At 56.3% G+C, this 20,565-nt stretch carries 24 protein-coding genes; 14 read left to right on the top strand and 10 right to left on the bottom strand.

What is annotated here, in order from left to right:
- The first annotated feature begins 14 nt into the window (after nucleotides 1-14).
- From rsxD to QOY30_RS04165, 7 genes are all read left to right on the top strand, one after another.
- The gene (rsxD, locus tag QOY30_RS04195; protein ID WP_283743379.1) at nucleotides 15-1,043 is read left to right on the top strand and encodes an electron transport complex subunit RsxD; all 1,029 of its coding nucleotides are present in this window, start codon (nucleotides 15-17) and stop codon (nucleotides 1,041-1,043) included.
- Complete coding sequence (rsxG, locus tag QOY30_RS04190; protein ID WP_283743378.1) at nucleotides 1,040-1,693, top strand: electron transport complex subunit RsxG; 654 nt, start codon at nucleotides 1,040-1,042, stop codon at nucleotides 1,691-1,693. The genes rsxD and rsxG overlap by 4 nt, the downstream gene beginning before the upstream one ends.
- Before the next feature lie 141 nt (nucleotides 1,694-1,834).
- The gene (locus tag QOY30_RS04185; protein WP_283743377.1) at nucleotides 1,835-2,533 is read left to right on the top strand and encodes an electron transport complex subunit E; all 699 of its coding nucleotides are present in this window, start codon (nucleotides 1,835-1,837) and stop codon (nucleotides 2,531-2,533) included.
- Nucleotides 2,530-3,162, top strand: coding sequence for an endonuclease III (nth, locus tag QOY30_RS04180; protein ID WP_283743376.1), 633 nt, complete (start codon nucleotides 2,530-2,532; stop codon nucleotides 3,160-3,162). The genes QOY30_RS04185 and nth overlap by 4 nt, the downstream gene beginning before the upstream one ends.
- Nucleotides 3,162-3,584, top strand: a complete 423-nt coding sequence (locus QOY30_RS04175; RefSeq protein ID WP_283743375.1) for a DUF1841 family protein — start codon at nucleotides 3,162-3,164, stop codon at nucleotides 3,582-3,584. Before nth ends, QOY30_RS04175 begins: the two co-directional genes overlap by 1 nt.
- Nucleotide 3,585: 1 nt before the next feature.
- Nucleotides 3,586-4,122: a cob(I)yrinic acid a,c-diamide adenosyltransferase gene (locus tag QOY30_RS04170; RefSeq protein ID WP_283743374.1), complete on the top strand. Its 537-nt coding sequence runs from the start codon at nucleotides 3,586-3,588 to the stop codon at nucleotides 4,120-4,122.
- Between the two features lie 111 nt (nucleotides 4,123-4,233).
- Nucleotides 4,234-4,812 (top strand): CBS domain-containing protein, encoded by a 579-nt coding sequence (locus tag QOY30_RS04165; RefSeq protein WP_283743373.1) that lies wholly within the window; start codon nucleotides 4,234-4,236, stop codon nucleotides 4,810-4,812.
- A 65-nt stretch (nucleotides 4,813-4,877) separates the two neighbouring features.
- Here the strand turns inward: QOY30_RS04165 and pssA are convergent, their stop codons facing one another.
- The 5 genes from pssA to QOY30_RS04140 all read right to left on the bottom strand — a co-directional run bounded on the left by pssA (nucleotide 4,878) and on the right by QOY30_RS04140 (nucleotide 9,636).
- A complete protein-coding gene (gene pssA / locus QOY30_RS04160; RefSeq protein WP_283743372.1) occupies nucleotides 4,878-5,648 on the bottom strand; it encodes a CDP-diacylglycerol--serine O-phosphatidyltransferase in 771 nt (256 codons plus the stop codon).
- 5 nt (nucleotides 5,649-5,653) lie between these two features.
- Nucleotides 5,654-6,292, bottom strand: a complete 639-nt coding sequence (locus QOY30_RS04155) for a phosphatidylserine decarboxylase (protein WP_283743371.1) — start codon at nucleotides 6,290-6,292, stop codon at nucleotides 5,654-5,656.
- 94 nt (nucleotides 6,293-6,386) lie between these two features.
- Complete coding sequence (ilvC, locus tag QOY30_RS04150) at nucleotides 6,387-7,403, bottom strand: ketol-acid reductoisomerase (RefSeq protein ID WP_283743370.1); 1,017 nt, start codon at nucleotides 7,401-7,403, stop codon at nucleotides 6,387-6,389.
- A 35-nt stretch (nucleotides 7,404-7,438) separates the two neighbouring features.
- Nucleotides 7,439-7,930, bottom strand: a complete 492-nt coding sequence (gene ilvN, locus QOY30_RS04145) for an acetolactate synthase small subunit (RefSeq protein WP_283743369.1) — start codon at nucleotides 7,928-7,930, stop codon at nucleotides 7,439-7,441.
- Nucleotides 7,930-9,636 (bottom strand): acetolactate synthase 3 catalytic subunit, encoded by a 1,707-nt coding sequence (locus tag QOY30_RS04140; protein ID WP_283743368.1) that lies wholly within the window; start codon nucleotides 9,634-9,636, stop codon nucleotides 7,930-7,932. The genes ilvN and QOY30_RS04140 overlap by 1 nt, the downstream gene beginning before the upstream one ends.
- Before the next feature lie 154 nt (nucleotides 9,637-9,790).
- Between QOY30_RS04140 and QOY30_RS04135 the strand changes: the two genes are divergently transcribed.
- From QOY30_RS04135 to QOY30_RS04125, 3 genes are all read left to right on the top strand, one after another.
- Nucleotides 9,791-10,360 carry an RNA polymerase sigma factor gene (locus QOY30_RS04135; RefSeq protein WP_283746026.1) on the top strand — a complete coding sequence of 190 codons (570 nt, stop codon included), beginning with the start codon at nucleotides 9,791-9,793 and terminating at the stop codon, nucleotides 10,358-10,360.
- Entirely contained in the window at nucleotides 10,357-10,692 is a 336-nt protein-coding gene (locus tag QOY30_RS04130; RefSeq protein WP_283743367.1) for a DUF3619 family protein, read from the top strand. Before QOY30_RS04135 ends, QOY30_RS04130 begins: the two co-directional genes overlap by 4 nt.
- Nucleotides 10,693-10,800: 108 nt before the next feature.
- Nucleotides 10,801-11,100 carry a DUF3106 domain-containing protein gene (locus tag QOY30_RS04125; protein ID WP_283743366.1) on the top strand — a complete coding sequence of 100 codons (300 nt, stop codon included), beginning with the start codon at nucleotides 10,801-10,803 and terminating at the stop codon, nucleotides 11,098-11,100.
- A 37-nt stretch (nucleotides 11,101-11,137) separates the two neighbouring features.
- On the opposite strand, the gene lptG is transcribed toward QOY30_RS04125, so the two are convergent.
- Nucleotides 11,138-12,214, bottom strand: a complete 1,077-nt coding sequence (gene lptG, locus QOY30_RS04120; protein ID WP_283743365.1) for an LPS export ABC transporter permease LptG — start codon at nucleotides 12,212-12,214, stop codon at nucleotides 11,138-11,140.
- Nucleotides 12,211-13,296: an LPS export ABC transporter permease LptF gene (gene lptF, locus QOY30_RS04115; protein ID WP_283743364.1), complete on the bottom strand. Its 1,086-nt coding sequence runs from the start codon at nucleotides 13,294-13,296 to the stop codon at nucleotides 12,211-12,213. Before lptF ends, lptG begins: the two co-directional genes overlap by 4 nt.
- Nucleotides 13,297-13,378: 82 nt before the next feature.
- On the opposite strand from lptF, the gene QOY30_RS04110 reads away from it, so the two are divergent.
- The 4 genes from QOY30_RS04110 to QOY30_RS04095 all read left to right on the top strand — a co-directional run bounded on the left by QOY30_RS04110 (nucleotide 13,379) and on the right by QOY30_RS04095 (nucleotide 18,509).
- On the top strand, nucleotides 13,379-14,866 hold the full coding sequence (locus QOY30_RS04110; RefSeq protein WP_283743363.1) for a leucyl aminopeptidase: 1,488 nt from the start codon (nucleotides 13,379-13,381) through the stop codon (nucleotides 14,864-14,866).
- A complete protein-coding gene (locus QOY30_RS04105) occupies nucleotides 14,863-15,285 on the top strand; it encodes a DNA polymerase III subunit chi (RefSeq protein ID WP_283743362.1) in 423 nt (140 codons plus the stop codon). Before QOY30_RS04110 ends, QOY30_RS04105 begins: the two co-directional genes overlap by 4 nt.
- 3 nt (nucleotides 15,286-15,288) lie before the next feature.
- Nucleotides 15,289-15,570 (top strand): hypothetical protein, encoded by a 282-nt coding sequence (locus QOY30_RS04100; protein WP_283743361.1) that lies wholly within the window; start codon nucleotides 15,289-15,291, stop codon nucleotides 15,568-15,570.
- 83 nt (nucleotides 15,571-15,653) lie between these two features.
- Nucleotides 15,654-18,509, top strand: a complete 2,856-nt coding sequence (locus tag QOY30_RS04095; RefSeq protein WP_283743360.1) for a valine--tRNA ligase — start codon at nucleotides 15,654-15,656, stop codon at nucleotides 18,507-18,509.
- A gap of 185 nt (nucleotides 18,510-18,694) precedes the next feature.
- On the opposite strand, the gene QOY30_RS04090 is transcribed toward QOY30_RS04095, so the two are convergent.
- Genes QOY30_RS04090 through QOY30_RS04080 form a run of 3 tightly spaced genes read right to left on the bottom strand, consistent with a single transcriptional unit; the run spans nucleotide 18,695 to nucleotide 20,563 of the window.
- Nucleotides 18,695-18,922, bottom strand: coding sequence for a sulfurtransferase TusA family protein (locus QOY30_RS04090; RefSeq protein ID WP_283746025.1), 228 nt, complete (start codon nucleotides 18,920-18,922; stop codon nucleotides 18,695-18,697).
- A 5-nt stretch (nucleotides 18,923-18,927) separates the two neighbouring features.
- Nucleotides 18,928-19,245, bottom strand: coding sequence for a rhodanese-like domain-containing protein (locus QOY30_RS04085; RefSeq protein ID WP_283743359.1), 318 nt, complete (start codon nucleotides 19,243-19,245; stop codon nucleotides 18,928-18,930).
- A gap of 25 nt (nucleotides 19,246-19,270) precedes the next feature.
- Nucleotides 19,271-20,563 (bottom strand): serine/threonine-protein kinase, encoded by a 1,293-nt coding sequence (locus tag QOY30_RS04080; RefSeq protein ID WP_283743358.1) that lies wholly within the window; start codon nucleotides 20,561-20,563, stop codon nucleotides 19,271-19,273.
- Nucleotides 20,564-20,565 lie beyond the last annotated feature (2 nt).

Raw genomic sequence — 20,565 nt, 5'->3', positions numbered from 1 at the left:
GAAACTCTCAAACCATGTGGTCATCGCCTTTCATCACCCAGCCCAGCAGCGTCAGCCAGATCATGTTGCGGGTCCTCATCGCGCTGATTCCCGGCATCGCGCTGTATGTCTGGTATTTCGGACCGGCAATCCTGGTATCGATCGCACTGGCCTCCGTCACGGCACTGGCGACCGAAGCCGTCATGCTCAAGCTGCGCCAGCGCCCGCTCAAACCCTTCCTGTCCGACAACAGCGCCTTGCTCACCGCCTGGTTGCTGGCGCTGTCCATCCCTGCGCTCGCACCGTGGTGGCTGGTGGTGGTCGGCACCGGCTTTGCCATCGCCATCTCCAAACACCTGTACGGGGGGCTGGGCAACAATCCGTTCAACCCGGCGATGATCGGTTATGCCGTGCTCATCATCTCCTTCCCGGTACACATGACGCACTGGATCACACCGCACGGAATGGGCGGCATCGAACTGTCGTTCGGAGAACAGCTGGACTACATTTTCAATGGCGTACTACCTGACGGCTTGAAGCTGGATGCGGTGACCATGGCGACACCGCTGGATACGCTGAAGACGCAATTGCACCTCGGCTTATCGGTGAACGACATCCGCGACATGCCTATCTACGGCCATCTGGCAGGCAAAGGCAGCGAGATGGTGGCGATCGGCTTCGCGATCGGCGGCCTCTACTTGCTCTCCATCCGCATCATCTCCTGGCATCTGCCGGTTGCGTTCCTTGCGACCCTGTTCGCCACGGCAGGCCTGTTCCATCTGGTCGATCCGGTGCATTACGTCACGCCTTTGTTCCACTGGTTTTCCGGCGCAGCGATACTGGGCGCATTTTTTATCCTGACCGATCCTGTCACTTCGCCGACGACTGCCAAAGGCAAGCTGATCTTCGCCGCCGGCGCGGGCCTGCTTACTTACCTTATCCGTGCTTTTGGCGGCTTCCCGGACGGCATGGCTTTTGCCACGCTGCTGATGAATATCTGCGTGCCGCTGATCGATGCCTGGACACAACCCAAGGTGTTCGGCAAGAAAGGAGAAGGCAAATGAAACGCATCGCCCGCTCCACCCTGCAAACCGCCATCAATCTGGTGTTCTTTGCCGTCGTCGGCACGGCGATATTGGCTTCGGTTTTTTATATGACACACGATGCAATCGTGAAAAGTGAAGAAGCTGAGAAACTGAAGCTCATCACGCAGATTGTGCCGTCTTCAATATTTGATAACGATATCATCCAGGACACGCTGAGCATCCCCGCCGATCCGCTACTGGGCAACGCAGACAGTACACTTGCCTATCGTGCCCGCATCAAGGGCGAGCCCTCCGCGGTGGTATTGGAAGCTGTCGCGCCGGACGGTTACAGCGGCAAGATCAATCTCATCCTGGCCGTACGCGCCAACGGAGAACTGGCCGGCGTTCGCGTGGTGTCGCACAAGGAAACGCCGGGCTTGGGCGATTACATCGAACTTCCGAAAAACCCCTGGATCAAAGGGTTTGATGGAAAGTCGCGCGAGGTGTACAAAGACGCAGACTGGAAAGTGAAGAAAGACGGCGGCCAGTTCGACTATATGGCGGGCGCCACCATTACGCCGCGTGCCGTCATCAAAGCCGTCAACAAAGCCTTGATATATTTCGGCGATAATCGCGACAAGCTGTTCGCAGTGAGTGCGCCGCCGACAAACAAGGAAAAAACTAAGTGATGCCTCTAGAAATTCGTTTTGCGGGATGAAGCGCAAGGAGCCGCGGAGCGAATGACGAGGCATATCGAGTTGATAGACGAGGAATGAGCGAGCACGCGACGTCGCGATTCGCCCGCAAAACGAATTTATAGGGGTATCAAAATGAACCTTCAGGAATACAAAGACATCTTCCACAACGGTATGTGGAAACAGAATACCGGCGTAGTTCAACTGCTCGGCATGTGCCCCATCTTGGCGGTCAGCAGTTCGGTAGTGAATGGCGTCAGCCTCGGCCTGGCAACTGCGGTCGTCATGGCATTGAGCGGCGCTGCCGTTGCGCCCATCCGCAACTTCGTGCCCAACGAGATCCGCATTCCCGTGTTCATCCTGATCATCGCGGTTTTGGTCACCGTCGTGCAATATCTGATGAACGCCTACATGTACGGACTCTATGTGGTGCTTGGCATCTTCATCCCCCTGATCGTCACCAACTGCATCGTGCTGGCGCGCGTGGAAGCCTTCGCCTCCAAAAATTCGGCCGCCACTTCAGCCTGGGACGGCTTTTCCATGGGACTCGGCTTGACCGCTGTACTCGCCGTCTTGGGAGGGATGCGTGAACTCTTTGGACATGGCACGCTGCTCTCCGGTATCGATCTCGCACTGGGCGAGGCAACGAAAAGTTGGGTGATACACGTTATTCCCAATTACAAAGGTTTCCTGCTTGCCATCCTGCCTCCCGGTGCCTTCATCGGATTGGGGATGCTCATTGCCGGCAAGAATTGGCTCGGACTGCGCGCGGAGCGCAAGGCAAAACAACGCCCATTGACGATGACTCCATTGCAAGGCGCCACACAGGGATGAATGCGGCAAAACGCCGCGAGATTTTTTTACGCCTGCAAGCGGCCAATCCGCATCCCACTACCGAGCTGGAATACTCCACACCGTTCGAGTTGCTGGTCGCAGTGATCCTCTCGGCGCAGGCCACGGACAAGAGCGTCAACCTTGCCACGCGTGAACTGTTCCCGGTCGCCAACACACCGCAGTCGATACTCGACCTGGGAGAAGCCGGATTGCGCGAATACGTGCAGCGCATCGGCCTCTACCAGACCAAAAGCAAACATATCATCCGGATGTGCCGCATCCTGCTGGAACAGCATGACGGTCAGGTGCCGCAGACGCGCGAGGCGCTGGAAGCCCTGCCCGGTGTGGGCCGCAAGACCGCCAACGTGATCTTGAACACGGCCTTCGGCCAGCCCACCATTGCGGTGGATACGCATATCTTCCGCATCAGCAACCGCACCGGCCTGGCGCCCGGCAAGGACGTGGTGGAGGTCGAAAAGAAACTGGTGAAGTTTGTGCCGGATGAGTTCAAGCACGATGCGCACCACTGGCTGATCCTGCACGGGCGTTATGTGTGCCAGGCACGCAAGCCGAAGTGCGGGGAGTGCATCATTGAAAGTCTGTGCGAATACAAAGAAAAGGTATTCTGATGTTTCAGCCTACCCGTGACGAAGCAAGAAAATTCCTGTTTGAATCCTGGCGCAAACGCCGCGTCGGGGAATTGCTCACGCCGCTGGAAGACCTCACGGCTCAACTCATCGATAAGCATCCTGAGTACCACGCCCTGTTCGACGATCCCGAACGCAATCAGGACAAGGATTTCGCACCGGACGGCGACGTGGTCAACCCCTTTCTGCATCTGATGATGCACCTGACCATTGAGGAACAGATTTCCATCGGCCAGCCGCAGGGCATCCGCGAGCAGTTCATGCGCTTGACGCAGAAGTATGAATCGGAACACGAGGCGCAGCATGCGATCATGGATTGCCTGGGCGAAATGATCTGGCAGGCGCAACGCAACAAGACCGCGCCGGATGCGATGATCTATATGAGTTGCCTGGAGAAGCAGTGATATGAGACTCAGCAAAATTACCACGCGCACCGGCGACGACGGCACAACCGGATTGGCAGACGGTACGCGCGTAGCAAAGGATTGTGCCCGCATCACAGTAATCGGCAGCGTGGACGAGCTCAACAGTCATCTTGGCGTACTGCTCGCCGAACCCCTGCCGGGCGATGTACAGCCGGAATTATTGCGGATCCAGAATGACCTGTTCGACCTCGGTGCCGTACTTGCTTCACCAGGCGCACCTTCGTTCGATGCCGCCAAACTTGCCCGTCTGGATGCGGCCATCGCTCACTACAATGCCGGACTGCCGCCGCTCAAGGAATTCATTCTGCCCGGCGGGACGCGTGCTGCTGCGCTGTGTCATGTGGCGCGCAGTGTGACGCGCCGTGCCGAGCGCGATCTACTGCACATGATGCACGGCGAAACTGTGCCACAGGAAGGTTTGCGCTATCTTAACCGGCTCTCGGATCTCCTGTTCGTGCTGAGCAGGACACTTAATCGTTCTGCGGATCAAGATGAAACACTCTGGAAACGCTCTTAAAAGCTGAACTTCCAGAGTTGCCTTTTGCCCACTGTCATGCGACTGATGCAATTTCAATGGAAAAATGGATAAAATGCCTCACGCAGACCCATTTGATACAAGGAGATTGCCATGCCGCACCAACAGCATCACCCTTTTGTATTAAAGACCTCTTCACATATCCAGGAGATACTGGAACCAAGCAACGAACCATGGCAGGTCGATTTGAAAGACCCGGCCTTGTCGGTAATGACGGATTTCCGGGTGCGCGCTATGTTCATGGTTCATCCGGATGAGACCATAGACGATGCCTTGCACAAGATGAAGGTAGCCGGCCTGCGTATCGCCTTCGTGAAGGAAAAGGGTTCGGATAAGCTGCTCGGCGCTATCACTTCTTACGACATCATGGGTGAAAAGCCCATGCGTTTCCTGCAAAGCGTCGGCTTCTCGGACAAGGGCGTTACCCACAAAGACATTCGCGTCAGCGATATCATGGAACACACCAAGGACTGGGTAGTTGCCGAATTGCACGAAATCGAAAAGGCGAACGTGCAAAACGTCCTTGAAGCCTTGCAGAAAAAAGGCAAGACCCATCTCCCTGTCCTCGATATCATGACCGGACAGCAACCCAGGCTGCGCGGATTGTTTTCTTCCGCAAAAATATTGCGGTTGACCGAGATCAGTCGGCAGAAAATGGCACACACCAAGTAATATTCAAGGGAGAAAAAGACCAAGGACGCTCGGGTTCAACCGTGCGCCCTTGTTTTTTTCACAGTTCAGGGAAGTGTCGGGGAATCAGGGAGTGTCGGTGGCTTCGGTTTACGTAATCCGAGCAGCCACATCACATAGCCGGACAGACAGTACCCAAAGAACAGCAGGAACAAATTAAGCGGGGGATCCTGCGCGACAAAAATAAAGAACAGCACAAACAGGAAGATGACGATGAACGGCACACTCTTGCGCATGTTGAGGGATTTGAAACTGTAGTACTTGAGGTTGCTTACCATGGAGAGGCCCGCAAACACGGTCAGCAAAGCGGCATACCAGCGCAAATCGAAGCCGGTGAAATGGTTGTCCAGCATCACCCAGACGAATCCCGCCACCAGCGCGGCAGCGGCCGGGCTGGGCAATCCCTGGAAGTAGCGTTTGTCGACCACGTCGATATTGGTGTTGAAACGTGCAAGACGCAATGCCGCACCCGCGCAGAAAATGAAAGCAGCGAACCATCCCCACTTGCCCAGATCACGGAACGCCCATTCGTACATCAGGATGGAAGGTGCGACGCCGAACGACACCATGTCGGACAAACTATCGTATTCCGCGCCAAATTCGCTCTGGGTATGCGTCAGTCGCGCCACGCGGCCATCCAGCCCGTCCAGCACCATGGCGATGAAGATGGACACGGCGGCGTATTCGAACTTGCCGTTCATCGCCTGCACGATGGCATAGAATCCGGCAAACAGCGCAGCCGTGGTGAACAGGTTGGGCAGCAGATAGATGCTGCGCCGACGTAGGTCCATATGTTTGCGCTGTTCTACTTCGTTCATGGGTTTCAGAGCTTCGCCAGGATGGTTGTGGTGGCGGACACTTTATCACCGATAGCGACTTTGACGGTAGCCGTCAGCGGCAGATAGACATCCACGCGGGAACCGAAACGGATAAATCCGTAACGTTGGCCGCGCGTCAGCACATCGCCCACTTTGATATAGCACAGGATGCGGCGGGCGATCAGCCCGGCCACCTGCACAAAGGTAACGGTCTGTCCGTCGTTCGTCGTCAGCACCACGGCATTGCGCTCATTATCGGTAGAAGCCTTGTCCAGATCGGCATTCACGAATTTACCGGGGAAATATTGCACTTTTTGTACCGTGCCATCCACCGGGCTGCGATTGGAATGCACGTTGAACACATTCATGAATACGCTGACCAGGATCGCTTCACGCTGTCCATAAGGGTCTTGCGTGCGCTCGACCTTGATGACGCGACCGTCGGCAGGCGACAGAACGATACCTTCCTGCTGCGGTATCTCGCGTGCCGGGTCGCGGAAGAACTGCAATACAAACACGAAGATGATCCACAGTGGAATCGACCAGAGCGCACACCAGACGGTTGCAGCAACGGCCAAAGCCAGGGAAATGGCCAGAAACGGCCAACCCTCGCGGGCAATGATGGGATGCGGATAGTTATTCATAGGATTCAGGATACGGGATTCAGGATTCAGAAAATCAGAGGAAAACAGGATTCAGGATAGTTTCCACTGTATCCCGAATCCTGCATCCTGATTCCTAGTTTTTCGATTGGTCGACCAGCTTGTTCTTGCCTATCCACGGCATCATGGAGCGCAATTGGCCACCCACCACCTCGATCGGATGCACTGCGTTCAAACGGCGGCGCGCTGTCATCTCCGGATAGTTGGTGCGGCCTTCCAGGATGAACTGCTTCGCATAGGAACCGTTCTGGATGTTGTTCAGGCATTCTTTCATCGCGGCACGGGCCTGGTCTCCGATCACGCGATGACCGGTGACGTATTCGCCGTATTCCGCGTTGTTCGAGATGGAGTAGTTCATGTTGGCGATGCCGCCTTCGTACATCAGGTCGACGATCAGCTTCAGTTCATGCAGGCATTCGAAGTAGGCCATTTCGGGTGCATATCCCGCTTCGGTCAGCGTTTCGAAACCGGCCTTCACCAGTTCCACGGCGCCGCCGCACAGCACGGCCTGTTCGCCGAACAGGTCGGTCTCGGTCTCCTCGCGGAAGTTGGTCTCGATCACGCCGCCCTTGGTGCCGCCGTTGGCTGCAGCATAAGACAGCGCGATGTCCTTCGCTTTTCCGCTCTTGTCCTGATACACAGCGATCAGGGTCGGTACACCGCCGCCCTTCAGGTATTCGGAACGCACGGTGTGGCCGGGACCTTTCGGGGCAATCATGATCACGTCGATATCGGCACGCGGTACGACCTGGTTGTAGTGCACGTTGAAACCATGAGCAAAGGCCAGCGCAGCACCGGCTTTCATGTTCGGCGCCACTTCGCTGTTGTAGACATCCGGAATGTTCTCGTCAGGCAACAGCATCATCACTACATCAGCACTCTTCACTGCCGCAGCCACTTCGGAAACCTTCAAACCGGCGCCTTCGGCCTTTTTCCAGGAAGCACCGTTTTTGCGCAGAGCAACAGTCACGTTGACACCTGATTCTTTCAGGTTCTGTGCGTGGGCGTGACCTTGAGAGCCATAGCCGATGATGGTTACTTGCTTGCCCTTGATCAGGGAAAGGTCTGCGTCTTTGTCGTAATAAACTTTCATGTTGGCCTCGTTGAAAAAATCAGTGAATTAAATCGTTAAAGTTTCAAAATGCGATCGCCGCGTCCGATACCGGATGCACCGGTACGCACCGTTTCCAGGATCAGGCTATGGTCGATCGCCTGCAGGAAGCTGTCCAGCTTTGAGCCGGATCCGGTCAGCTCGATGGTGTAGGTCTTGTCCGAGACATCGATGATGCGGCCGCGGAAGATGTCGGCGACACGCTTCAGTTCCTCGCGCGCCTCACCCATTGCATGCACCTTGACCAGCATCAATTCGCGCTCGATGTGATCGCCGTCGTTCAAGTCCATCACCGAAACCACATCGACCAGTTTATTGAGCTGCTTGTTGATCTGTTCGATCACTTCGTCGGAGCCGCTGGTAACGATGGTCATGCGCGACATGGTCGGATCTTCCGTCGGCGCCACATTGAGCGACTCGATGTTATAGCCGCGCGCCGAAAACAGTCCGGCAACGCGCGACAGGGCGCCGGCTTCGTTCTCCATCAGCAAAGAGATAATATGTCTCATTACAGGTCCTCCGCCAGAATCACTTCGGACAAGCCCTTGCCGCCGGGAACCATCGGATAGACGTTTTCCGTCATGTCGGTGCGGAAGTCCAGGAACACCAGCTCATCCTTGCGTGCGAACGCTTCCTTCAGCGCGCCTTCCACATCGGAAGGCTTTTCCACGAGGATGCCGGCATGCCCGTAGGCTTCGGCCAATTTCACAAAATCCGGTAGCGCATCCATGTAGGAATGCGAATAGCGGTTGCCGTGGAAGAACTCCTGCCACTGGCGCACCATGCCCAGATAGCGGTTATTCAATGCAATGATCTTGATGGGCAACTTGTATTGCTTGCAGGTGGACAGTTCCTGGATGTTCATCTGGATGCTGCCTTCGCCCGTCACGCAGGCCACGGTCGATCCCGGATGCGCCAGCTGCACCCCCATCGCGGCCGGCAAGCCAAAGCCCATCGTTCCGAGACCGCCGGAGTTGATCCAGCGGCGCGGATGATTGAACTTGTAGTACTGCGCGGCCCACATCTGGTGCTGTCCCACGTCTGAAGTCACGAAGGCGTCACCGTGCGTGAGCTTGTGCAGCTGCTCGATCACGTATTGCGGTTTGATGACTTCGCTCGAATTCTTGTATGCGAGCGAATTTGCGCTGCGCCACTCTTCGATCTGTTTCCACCAGTCTTTCAGCGCAGCCGCATCGGGCTTTTGCTTGCTGCTGTTCAACACGGAGAGCAGATCGGCAAGCACATGGGCGACATCGCCAACGATAGGCACGTCCACCTTCACGCGCTTGGAGATGGAAGCCGGATCGATGTCGATATGGATGATCTTGCGCGGCACGGAATTGAAATGTGCCACGTTGCCGATCACTCGATCGTCAAAACGCGCGCCCACCGCCAGCAGCACATCGCAATTCTGCATGCCGAGGTTGGCTTCATAAGTACCGTGCATGCCCAGCATGCCGACGAATTGTTTGTCGTTAGCCGGATAGCCGCCCAGGCCCATCAGTGTATTGGTGCAGGGCGCGCCGATCAGACGCACCAGTTCCGTCAATTGTTTGGAGGCATCCGACAGAATCACTCCGCCGCCCGCATACACCATCGGGCGCTTGGCTTCCAGCAACAGTTGTGCTGCGCGCTTGATCTGGCCGATGTCGCCGTGGGTCTGGGGGTTGTACGAGCGGATATTGACCGTGGCGGGATAGGAATATTCCGTCTTGTGCTGTGACACGTCTTTGGGAATGTCGACCAATACCGGTCCGGGACGACCGCTCTTTGCCAGATAGAAGGCTTTCTTCATCGTGCTGGCGATATCCTTCACATCCTTGACCAAAAAGTTGTGTTTCACGCAGGGACGGGTGATGCCGACTGTATCGACTTCCTGAAAAGCATCTTCACCGATATAACTGGTCGGCACTTGACCGCTGATCACGACCATCGGGATGGAATCCATATAGGCTGTGGCGATGCCGGTGACGGCATTGGTCACGCCCGGACCGGAAGTCACCAGCGCCACGCCGACCTTGTCGGTAGAACGGGCATAGCCGTCGGCAGCGTGCACGGCCGCCTGCTCGTGGCGTACCAGCACGTGTTTGACCCGTTCCTGCTTGAACAGCTCATCGTAGATGAAAAGCACCGCGCCGCCAGGATAGCCAAAAACGTATTCGACCCCTTCTTCCTGCAAACAGCGGATGGTTATTTCTGCGCCTGTCAGTTCCATGAACACGCTACCTTGATAAATCAAATGAAAGACCGCGCAAGATAATGGCTGGCTGCGTTTTGGTCAACCCCTGCAACGCATCAGGAACGGCAAAATCCCTATTTGACGCGGGAATTTGCTAGTATCAGCGCCGAACATCCAGGAGCCACCGAAACTGTCCACACCACAGCAACTTTCCGAATTCCTCGTCCAAGTCGAACGGCGCGCCTATAAACAGGCGCAATATGCCGTGCGCGACGAGCATGTGGCGCTGGACATCGTGCAGGACGCGATGATGAAGCTCGCCGAGCGCTACGGTGACCATCCGGCCGAAGAATTCCCCATGCTGTTCCAGCGCATCCTGCAGAACACCATACGCGACTATTATCGCCGCCAGAAGGTGCGCTCATTCTGGACGACGCTGATGTCTTCGCTCAACCCGCAAAGCGACGGGGAGGATTTCGATCCGCTCGACACCTTGCAGGATGAAGATAATGCCAGCCAGCCGGCGCTTCCGGACGCGGCATTGGCGCAATCCCAGCTTATCGCGGTGATCGAAGAGGCGATGGGCAAATTGCCGGCTCGTCAACGCGAAGCCTTCCTGCTGCGTTACTGGGAGGAAATGGACACTGCGGAGACTGCAGCGGTCATGGGTTGTTCCGAAGGCAGCGTCAAAACACACTGCTCACGCGCCACCCACGCGCTTTCCGCAATACTTAAAGAACGGGGGATAGACCTATCATGAACACCAAATTATCCAACAAGGAAATCGGAAGCCTGCTGAACCGGTCTGCACAGCAACTAGATCGTTCCACCCTGGACGAACTCCGGACAGCGCGCCATCATGCACTGCAAAATCAGCGGGTTGCCTCCCCTGTCTGGGTAAGCCGGAACGGCTTGCTGCACGGGCAGCTGCGACTTTCCCCACGTGCGCTCAATTGGTTCATTGTTGGCGTCGTCGCGTCCCTGCTGGTGATCAACCTGACCTACTGGGAACGCACGTACGAACACGACCACAGCGATATTGATATCGCCATATTGACGGATGACATGCCCGTTGACGCGTTTGTCGACTAGCCGCTCACGGACATCCCGATGCCTGCTTTGCTTCGATATTGTCTTGCTGCACTGATTTTTGTTGCCGCCTGCTTGCCGATGTCTGCCCATGCCAAACCATGGGAGACGATGAATGCACAACAAAAAGAAGCACTTGCCCCATTGTCCGGCACCTGGGGTTCATTGTCGGAACAGCAACAAACCAATTTTCTGGCGTATGCCCAGCGCTATCCCAAGCTCAATGCACAGCAGCAACAGCGGCTGCATTCTCGTCTGGAAGCATGGAGCAAGCTGACTCCGGAGCAACGCAAGCGCGCCAGGGAAAAATACAAGGCATACAAGAAGCTTCCTGCCGAAAAGCGCGAGGCCGTGAAAAAGATGGTTCGCGACCGGCAAGCAGCCAGCGGCGTCCCGCCGACCCCGCCCTAATACAATATCCGAACGAGGCCAGGCATGTGCGCAGCACTCACCTGCGCTCGGTGCGCCACAGCATCCCCATAGCCAGAGCCAGATACAGCCAACTCATCGCCGTGGCGCTCAATACGGGCGACCAATCATTCAAAGCTCCGACGTTGGCGAACAGCCTGCCGATGAAGTGAAAACTCAAGCCCAGCAAGATACCCATGAATATCTTGCCGCTGATTCCTCCCTCGCGACGCTGATAGGCGGAAAACGGCAAGGCCAGTAACATCATCACCAGCACCGCAAACGGGTAAACCAGCTTATTCCACATGGCGATTTCGTAACGTGCTGTTTTTTGATGGTTCTCGCGCAAATGTCCGGTGTATTGATACAAATTCCAGGCCGACATTTGTTCAGGCACGACCAGCAACACACTCAGGATGTCGGGATTCAGGGTGGAACGCCATTCGGCGAGCGGGCGGTTGTCAACGGAGGCGCCCTGCTTGTCAAAGCGGGTCTGCCTCACACCGTCCAATTGCCAGCGCGTCTCTTCCTGATACAAAGCACGCTCCGCCGTTGTGATACTGCGCAGATGATATTGCTCATCGAACTCGTAAATACTCACGTCCAGCAGAGAAGTGTCCGGCAGCACGCTCTTAACATTGATGAAGCTATGTTCGTCTTTCGCCCATACTCCCGATCTGAACTCTTTCACCGAAACTTTTGCATTCTGAGCTTTCATCCGCAATTGTTGCGCCATGCGTTCACTCGGCGGAGCCACTATTTCACCGCAAACAAAAGACAGTACCACGAGAGGAAGGCCGATTTTGAGCAGCGCGACCATCATCTGCTTGAGCGACACACCGGAACAGCGATATACAGTCAATTCGGAATTGGCCGCCATTTGCACCATGGCGAAAATGGTGCCGATCAGCACCGCCACGGGAAACAGTTCATAGATATGTCCGGGAATGGTGAGAATCACGAATAACAGCACATAACCCAGGCGATAGTCGCCGCGTCCCATCGAGCTCAATTCGTTGATCAGGTCGAGCAGGGCGAACAGCATGATGAGTGCCGCAAATACCAGCGCGATACTGGAATATATCTCTCGCCTGAGATAGCGGGTGAGCAGTCTCATTTTCTAAGCCTCCGCCAGGAAGAGGCCGAGGACCGATGGTAAAAAAATATCAGCATCACCGCGAACATCAGCAGGTGTATTCCCAACATACCTGCGGCCACGCTGATATTGCCGCGCCCGACCCAGGAGTTGGTCACGCTGATCATGTTGTTGTAGAACATGTAGATCACCATCGCGGAAATCAGATTGAGCGAGCGTCCCGCACGCGGATTGACATAACTCAGGGGAATGGCCAGCATGGCCAAAATCAAGGCGCTGAGCGGCAAACCGATGCGCCACTCCAGCTCCGACATATTCCATGAGGTCGGGTTCCGCAACAGGAACATCGTGGGGTATGCCTTCAGGTTGGGCAATTCCTGATGCAACTCGGCAGGTTCGATACGCATGGCGTATCGCTCAAATTCGACAACCTTGAAATCCGCCTGACCTGGAATTCCTTCATAACGGGTACCGTTGAGCATGATCAGGAATCGGTCGCCGTTCGGGGCGGTTTCCTGATAACCCTCTTTCGCAACCATCGTGCCTTCCTTGCCGTTCTGCGTGGACTGCACAAAGATATTGCCCACGCGCTTTTTCTGCGCGTCCACATCTTCCAGGAAAAACACGCGATCAGATTGCTTGGATTCGCGAAATGCACCCGGCGTGGCGGCAGACACATCGTCGCGGCTATCCAGCCTGCGTTTGAATTCGTCCGCCTTGGACATTGCCCACGGAGACAACACCAGACTGAGTAGCGAAATGACGATCGCAACCGGAATGGCATAGCCCAACACCGGTCGTATCCAGCGCGTCAACCCGATACCCGAAGTGAACCACACCACCATCTCGCTGTCGCGGTAACTGCGCGACAGCGTCAACAATATCGACAGGAACAAACTGATTGAAAGCAGCACCGGCAGGTAATTGAGTGAAGTGAAGCCCAGCATTGCCAGAATCCCGTCCACCGCCAGCGCCCCGCTGACCGACTCGCCCAACAGGCGGATCAGCTGGGTAAACACGACGATACCCAGCAAAATGGAGGACACCAGCAATCCCGTACTCGCGAACTCGCGCACCAGCGACCAATAAAAGATACCATGCACGCGAGGCTTCTTTGACTTTTGCGGCAGGGATTGCGGATAATCCGTCATCGGAGACAGTTCTGAGATTAATGAGGAGAGGCGCGTGGAATTTAGCATAAAACAAGGCAGTCCGGAAAAACTGAAGAGCGGCTGCGTCGTAGTCGGTGTATTCGACGGCGGAAAATTATCCATTGCGGCACAAGCGCTCGACAAAGCTGCCAAACACGCACTCAGCGATGTCATTGCGCGCGGCGACATGAACGGCAAAGCTGCCTCTACCCTGCTGCTGCAAAAATTGCCCGGTGTTGCTGCCGACCGCGTACTGCTGGTTGGGTTGGGCAAGGCCGCTGAACTCAACAACAAAGCCATCTCGGAAATTCTGCGTGCGACCTTCGGCGCATTGAGTGGCTCGCCCGCCAAAGACGCCGTGCTATACCTTATCGACGAAGGCGTCGGCAAAGATGCGGCTTGGGTCATCAAGCAAGCCGTATTCGCCGCCGCCGAACAAACGTTCCGCGCCGACAGCCTGAAGAGCAAACCATCCAAGCCCGCTACGCTGAAAGACATCACCTTTGCCTCGCTGGAAAAACCCAGCGCAACATTAAAGACCGTGCTCGACCAGGCAGCCGCCACCGCCCACGGCATGGATCTCGCCAAGACGCTCGGCAACCTTCCCGGCAACATCTGCACCCCGACCTACCTCGCCGCCAAGGCTCTGGCACTGGGCAAATCGCACAAGAGCATCAAGACCACCGTGCTGGAAGAGAAGGACATGCAGAAACTGGGCATGGGCTCTTTCCTCTCCGTCACGCGCGGCAGCGAACAACCCGCCAAGCTGATCACCCTGGAATACTTCGGTGCAGCGAAAACGCAGATGCCCATCGTACTTGTCGGCAAGGGCATCACCTTCGACACCGGCGGCATCTCGCTCAAACCTGGTGCCGAGATGGACGAGATGAAATACGACATGTGCGGTGCGGCCAGCGTGCTCGGCACCCTGCAGGCCGTTGCCGAGATGGGCTTGAAGCTCAACGTGGTCGGCGTGATCCCGACCTGCGAGAACATGCCTTCCGGCAAGGCCACCAAGCCGGGCGACATCGTCACCTCCATGTCCGGCCAGACCATTGAGATATTGAACACCGATGCCGAAGGCCGTCTCATTTTGTGCGACGCACTGACCTATTCGAAGAAGTTCAATCCCGACACCGTGATCGACATCGCCACCCTCACCGGCGCCTGCGTGATCGCCCTGGGCCATGTCGCCAGCGGCATGTTCAGCAACGAAGACAAACTGGCACAGGAACTGCTCGCCGCGGGCGAACAGTCGCACGACCGCGTCTGGCAGCTGCCGCTGTGGGAAGACTACCAGCCGCTACTGGACAGCAACTTCGCCGACATGGCGAACATCGGCGGTCGTGCCGGCGGCACGATCACCGCCGCCTGCTTCCTGGCGCGCTTCACCAAGGATTACCGCTGGGCGCATCTGGATATTGCCGGTACCGCATGGTTGTCGGGCAAGCAAAAAGGCTCAACCGGTCGCCCGGTGCCGCTGCTCACGCAATATTTGATCAACCGCACGGCGCCGAAGTGACCAAGATTGATTTCTACACCGGCTCGGAAGACAGGCTGCGCACCGCCTGCCAACTGAGCCACAAAGCCATGCAGAACGGCCTGCGCGTGCTTTTGCACGCGCCGGACGAGGACACCGCCGACAAACTCGACAAATTGCTGTGGCATTACCCTCCTACCGCCTTCATGCCGCACTGCCACAGCCATGAAGCGGATGCAGCCACCATGCCTGTGGTCATCGGGCGCGATGAGACCTTCCCGCACTCAGAGCTGCTCATCAGCCTGCACAACGAGTGCCTGCCGTTCTTCAGCCGCTTCGAACGCGTCATCGAGATCGTCAGCCTGGACGATGCCGACGCAAAGCTGGGACGAGAACGCTATGTCTTCTACAAGGATCGCGGTTACGAACTGCGCCACTTTGATCTACGCAAAACGAATTGACCCATGGCAAAATCCAAACGCACATCAGATGTCCCCATCCTGACCGAAACGGTCGATAGCTCTCCCCTTGATCTGCCCACGCTTACCGATGCAATCGAGGAGCACATCACCACCCTTTCTGCCAAGGAATGCCAGCGTCTGGCGGAAAAACTGTTTCCTGACCTTGAGTCGGCCTTCCTCGATGCAATCAGCTCAACCCCCGATGCCAATTGGGACGCAGCTATGCAGCAAGTCAGGAAAGCACTTCCAAAACTCATCCGCAAAGCCGCGCAAGAATCCCTGTAGCACTGCGTACTGCTCCTTCGAGCACCGTCGATGCCTGTATAATCACGCCCTCCTTGAACCACGCATTCCCCGAAAAGACCGCAATGGAACTCGCAAAAAGTTTTGACCCGAAAGACATCGAAGCGCGCTGGTACCCGACCTGGGAGAACGCCGGCTACTTCAAGGCCGGACTCGACACCGCAAAACAGGAGAATTTCTGCATCCTGCTGCCGCCGCCCAACGTCACCGGCACGCTGCATATGGGACACGGCTTCAACCAGACACTGATGGATGCGCTCACGCGTTACCACCGCATGAAAGGCGACAACACGCTGTGGCAACCGGGCACCGACCACGCGGGCATCGCCACGCAGATCGTGGTCGAGCGCCAGCTTGATGCGCAAAAGATTTCGCGCCATGACTTGGGCCGCGAGAAGTTCATCGAGAAAGTGTGGGAGTGGAAGGAATATTCCGGCAACACCATCACCAAACAGATGCGCCGCCTCGGCACCTCCCCCGACTGGTCGCGCGAGCGCTTCACCATGGATCCCGCGCTGAATAAAACAGTCACCGAAACCTTCGTTCGCCTGTTCAACGAAGGCCTGATCTATCGCGGCAAGCGCCTGGTGAACTGGGATCCAAAACTGCACACCGCCGTATCCGACCTGGAAGTGGTGCAGGAAGAGGAAGACGGTTTCATGTACCACATCCAGTATCCGCTGACTGACGGTTCTGGCCATCTGGTCGTCGCCACCACCCGCCCCGAGACGATGCTCGGCGACGTTGCGGTGATGGTGCATCCAGAGGACGAGCGCTACAAGCACCTTATCGGCAAGCAGGTCACGCTGCCCCTGTGCGACCGCACCATTCCGGTCATCGCCGACGAATACGTGGACAAGGAATTCGGCACCGGCGTTGTGAAGGTCACGCCTGCGCACGACTTCAACGACTATGCAGTGGGGCAGCGCCATGCGCTTCCGATGATCTCCATCCTCACGCTGGACGCGAAGATCAACGAGCACGCGCCGAAGCAATACCAGGGCATGGATCGCTTCGCGGCACGCAAGCAGATCTGCGCCGACCTCGAAGTTGCCGGCTTATTCATCAAGGCCGACAAGCACAAACTCAAGGTACCGCGCGGCGACCGCACCGGCGTGGTGATCGAGCCTATGCTGACCGACCAATGGTTCGTGGCAATGAGCAAGGCTGGCCCTGAAGGCAGGTCCATCACCGAGCAGGCGCTGGAATGCGTGGCTTCCGGCGAGATCAAGTTCCACCCCGAGAACTGGGTCAACACCTACAACCAATGGCTGAACAACATCCAGGACTGGTGCATCTCGCGCCAACTGTGGTGGGGTCACCAGATTCCCGCCTGGTACGGCGTCAATGGCGAAGTGTTCGTGGCGCATGACGAAGCCGAAGCGCGCACGCTGGCCGACAAGGCCGGTTACGCCGGACAGCTGGACCGCGACAACGACGTGCTTGACACCTGGTTCTCGTCCGCGCTATGGCCGTTCTCCACGCTCGATTGGGAAGAAGGAAAATCCTTCGAACAGCAGAACCAGTTCGTCAAGCAATACCTGCCCTCCTCCGTGCTGGTCACCGGCTTCGACATCATCTTCTTCTGGGTGGCACGCATGGTGATGATGACCAAACACATCACTGGCAAGATCCCGTTCAAGGATGTGTACGTGCACGGCCTGATCCGCGATGCGGAAGGCCAGAAGATGTCCAAATCCAAGGGCAACGTGCTCGACCCGATCGACCTGATTGACGGCATCGGCATCGAAGATTTGGTGATGAAACGCACCATGGGACTCATGAACCCCAAGGATGCCGAGAAAATCGAGAAGCGCACACGCAAGGAGTTTCCGGAAGGCATTCCCGCTTTCGGCACCGATGCCTTGCGTTTCACTTTCGCGTCGCTCGCTTCACCCGGGCGCGACATCAAGTTCGACATGCAGCGCTGCGAAGGCTATCGCAACTTCTGCAACAAGCTGTGGAACGCCACGCGCTTTGTGCTGATGAATTGCGAAGGAAAGGATGTAGGGCAGGATGAATCGCTGCCTCTAGAATTTTCTGATGTTGACCGTTGGGTAATCGAAAAACTTCAACAAACCACATCCGAGATGGCATTGCACTTTGCCGACTACCGCTTCGACATGGCCGCGCGCGCAGTGTACGAACTGGTGTGGAACACATACTGCGACTGGTATGTAGAGCTAGCCAAGGTGCAGATGGCCAATGGCAACGAAGCGCAACAGCGTGCTACGCGTCGTACGCTGGTACGCGTACTGGAAACTATCCTGCGTCTGGCACATCCGATCATTCCATTCATCACTGAAGAGCTGTGGCATTCTGTCGCTCCTCTCGCCAATCAGCATGGTAATACCATCATGCTAGCAAGCTATCCGGAACCAAGAGAACGCAGAGGTGGAGCTCGAAGCCATGACGAAATGCCTAGTTGGCTAAATGACATTCGCTCACAGCAAGAAAGCGACGAGTCAATGCGCAAAGTTGATCTGTTACGAGACATCATTACTAGCTGTCGCAGCTTGAGAAGCTCAATGAATATTTCTCCTGCGCAAAAAGTCCCTTTGCTGGTTAATAGCAATGATGAAGGCGTTTATGAGAAATACACCCCATATCTACTGGCACTAGCAAAACTCAGCGAAGTCAAGATACTAGATTCATTACCACAATCCACATCACCAGTTTCAGCTGTTGGAAACTCTATGCTGATGCTGAAAGTGGAAATCGACGTAGCAGCCGAACGCGAACGCCTGGACAAGGAAATCGCACGCCTCTCCAACGAGATCACCAAGGCGAACGCCAAACTCGGCAACGAAAGTTTCGTCGCGCGTGCACCGGCAGCGGTAGTCGATCAGGAAAAGAAACGTCTGGAAGAGTTCGGTGCGACGCTGGTGCAGTTGCAGGCGCAGCGCAAGAAGCTGGGCTAATCACTGTAGGGAGGTCACGTTTTTGGTGCCCAAGCGGACAGCCAAGACACCCAGCCCGCAGACCAATCAGTACGCCAATCTTCAGGCGTACATCATGTAAATCGCCTATTGACGGCAGTTTTGACGAATACCGCCTGAAGAACGCCATCAGACGAGCTTATACGGCGGGGGGTATTTGACAGCGTTCAGCGGCGGCGGATCAGGAAGATGAATTCGCCGCCGGCTTCAGTCGACGAGAGCAATTCGTTCCCCGTCTTTTTGCAGAAATCCACGAAGTCCTTGGGCGAACCCTTGTCGGTCGCGACTATCTTCAGCACCTGTCCCGCGCTCATCCCAGACAGCGATTTCTTGGCACGCAGGATAGGCATCGGGCAGGCCATTTGCCGCACATCCAGTTCGACATCGAAGGCGATGCCGCTCACGCGACGATTTCTCCGCCCGACTGCGCCCAGGCCATGATGCCGCCCTGCAGGTTGTAGACGTCCCCCAGCCCCTGTGCCGCGGCAAATGCGGCAGCCTGCGCGGAACGTCCGCCCACCTGGCAATAGAATACCGTGGTCTTCTTTGTATCCAGGTCCTGCAAACGCAGCGGCAACAGATGCAGCGGCAGACAGATCGCGCCTTTGATACGGCCGCGCGCAATCTCGGCATCGGTGCGCACATCCACCAGCTGTGCCTTGCCGCTGGCGATCAGATTCGGTAATTCGGTTACGGTGATATTTTTAAACTCAGCCACTTCTACGTTCTCCACTTCAAAAAAATCATTGTTCATCCCCATGGTCGCTCAGCAGCCGCGCGATGCGCGTGTTCGCCATGGACAACCGTCTCACCAATATCGCCAGAAATGCCTCGCTGAACTGGTAACGGCAGCTCGCCGTTGCGCGTGCCAGCATCTCGGGATCGACTTCGATCAGCGACACCTCGGTCTTGGTGATCACGTCGGTAGTGCGCCGCGCATTCTTGCCGGAAAGGTGCGCCATCTCGCCGAAGCAATCGCCCTTGTGCAGCAGGCTCAACAACCTGCCCTGCTTGACCACGCGCACCGAACCGTTGGCGATGACAAAGAAGCGATGCCCTTCCTCGCCCTCGTGAATGATCGATTCGTCCTTGTCCACCCTGTGCCATTCGCTGATACGCAACACCTCCCACAGCTCGACATCGCTGAAGTTCCTGAAGAAATTCAAGTCGCGCAAGGTGTCGAACTTTTCGGTATCGAAGATTTCTTCCTGCTGCGGCACGTTGTGGGTGATGAACGCCACCAGGTCGCGCGCGAACTCGTCCCAGGTCTGGTAGCGATGTTCCTTTTCCTTGCACATGGCACGCAGCACGATGGCATCCAGTTCGGCAGGTATCTCCGGGCGATAGGTGCTGGGCGGCGGCGGGTCAATGTTCATGATCTGGTAAATCATGCTGTAGCTGTTGGCCGCTTCGAACGGCAGCTTGCCGGTGAGCAGCCTGTACATGGTCACGCCCAGCGAATAAATATCGGTCTGGTGGGTCAGCGGCTGTTCCTTGATCTGCTCCGGAGACATATAGGCCGGCGATCCCACTCCGCTTACCTGTGTGCTCTGCTGGTTATCAATGACCGCCGCACCGAAGTCGGATATCTTGATATCGCTCTCGCCACTGATAAGGATGTTGGCTGGCTTGATATCGCGATGGGTAACCCCCTGATACTGCGCATATTCAAGCGCCTTGCAGCATTTATAGATGATCTCGGCGATGCGCCCCAGATCCATCAGGTGATCGACCTCGCCGTATTTCTCCAGCGTCTCGCCTTCGACGTATTCCATCACCATATAGTTCACGTCGCCTTCCATCATGGCATCGAAAATTTTTACAATATGGGGATGAGACAGCTTCCCGGCAAGGGATGCTTCGGTGAGAAGAAGCTTGCGATAGGCTTTGGCGCGAGTCCTGTCGTGCAAGACATTAAGGTTGAATACCTTGAGCGCGACTTGCTGCTGGTTGAACGGGTCGAGCGCGAGATAAACGGTGCTGGTTGCACCGCGTCCCAGTTCCTTAACGATCTCGTATTTGCCGACCTTGTCCATAA

It is taken from the genome of Sideroxydans sp. CL21, from assembly GCF_902459525.1.
Taxonomy (GTDB): Bacteria; Pseudomonadota; Gammaproteobacteria; order Burkholderiales; family Gallionellaceae; genus Sideroxyarcus.
The sequence above is the reverse complement of the archived record's forward strand: the minus strand, read 5'-3'. Positions and strand labels throughout refer to the sequence as shown.

Excerpts from the sequence above, each read along its gene's own strand:
- rsxD (WP_283743379.1), top strand. The coding sequence starts at position 15 with ATGTGGTCATCGCCTTTCATCACCCAGCCCAGCAGCGTCAGCCAGATC.
- rsxG (WP_283743378.1), top strand. The coding sequence starts at position 1,040 with ATGAAACGCATCGCCCGCTCCACCCTGCAAACCGCCATCAATCTGGTG.
- QOY30_RS04185 (WP_283743377.1), top strand. The coding sequence starts at position 1,835 with ATGAACCTTCAGGAATACAAAGACATCTTCCACAACGGTATGTGGAAA.
- nth (WP_283743376.1), top strand. The coding sequence starts at position 2,530 with ATGAATGCGGCAAAACGCCGCGAGATTTTTTTACGCCTGCAAGCGGCC.
- QOY30_RS04175 (WP_283743375.1), top strand. The coding sequence starts at position 3,162 with ATGTTTCAGCCTACCCGTGACGAAGCAAGAAAATTCCTGTTTGAATCC.
- QOY30_RS04170 (WP_283743374.1), top strand. The coding sequence starts at position 3,586 with ATGAGACTCAGCAAAATTACCACGCGCACCGGCGACGACGGCACAACC.
- QOY30_RS04165 (WP_283743373.1), top strand. The coding sequence starts at position 4,234 with ATGCCGCACCAACAGCATCACCCTTTTGTATTAAAGACCTCTTCACAT.
- pssA (WP_283743372.1), bottom strand. The coding sequence starts at position 5,648 with ATGAACGAAGTAGAACAGCGCAAACATATGGACCTACGTCGGCGCAGC.
- QOY30_RS04155 (WP_283743371.1), bottom strand. The coding sequence starts at position 6,292 with ATGAATAACTATCCGCATCCCATCATTGCCCGCGAGGGTTGGCCGTTT.
- ilvC (WP_283743370.1), bottom strand. The coding sequence starts at position 7,403 with ATGAAAGTTTATTACGACAAAGACGCAGACCTTTCCCTGATCAAGGGC.
- ilvN (WP_283743369.1), bottom strand. The coding sequence starts at position 7,930 with ATGAGACATATTATCTCTTTGCTGATGGAGAACGAAGCCGGCGCCCTG.
- QOY30_RS04140 (WP_283743368.1), bottom strand. The coding sequence starts at position 9,636 with ATGGAACTGACAGGCGCAGAAATAACCATCCGCTGTTTGCAGGAAGAA.
- QOY30_RS04130 (WP_283743367.1), top strand. The coding sequence starts at position 10,357 with ATGAACACCAAATTATCCAACAAGGAAATCGGAAGCCTGCTGAACCGG.
- QOY30_RS04125 (WP_283743366.1), top strand. The coding sequence starts at position 10,801 with ATGAATGCACAACAAAAAGAAGCACTTGCCCCATTGTCCGGCACCTGG.
- lptG (WP_283743365.1), bottom strand. The coding sequence starts at position 12,214 with ATGAGACTGCTCACCCGCTATCTCAGGCGAGAGATATATTCCAGTATC.
- QOY30_RS04100 (WP_283743361.1), top strand. The coding sequence starts at position 15,289 with ATGGCAAAATCCAAACGCACATCAGATGTCCCCATCCTGACCGAAACG.
- QOY30_RS04095 (WP_283743360.1), top strand. The coding sequence starts at position 15,654 with ATGGAACTCGCAAAAAGTTTTGACCCGAAAGACATCGAAGCGCGCTGG.
- QOY30_RS04080 (WP_283743358.1), bottom strand. The coding sequence starts at position 20,563 with ATGGACAAGGTCGGCAAATACGAGATCGTTAAGGAACTGGGACGCGGT.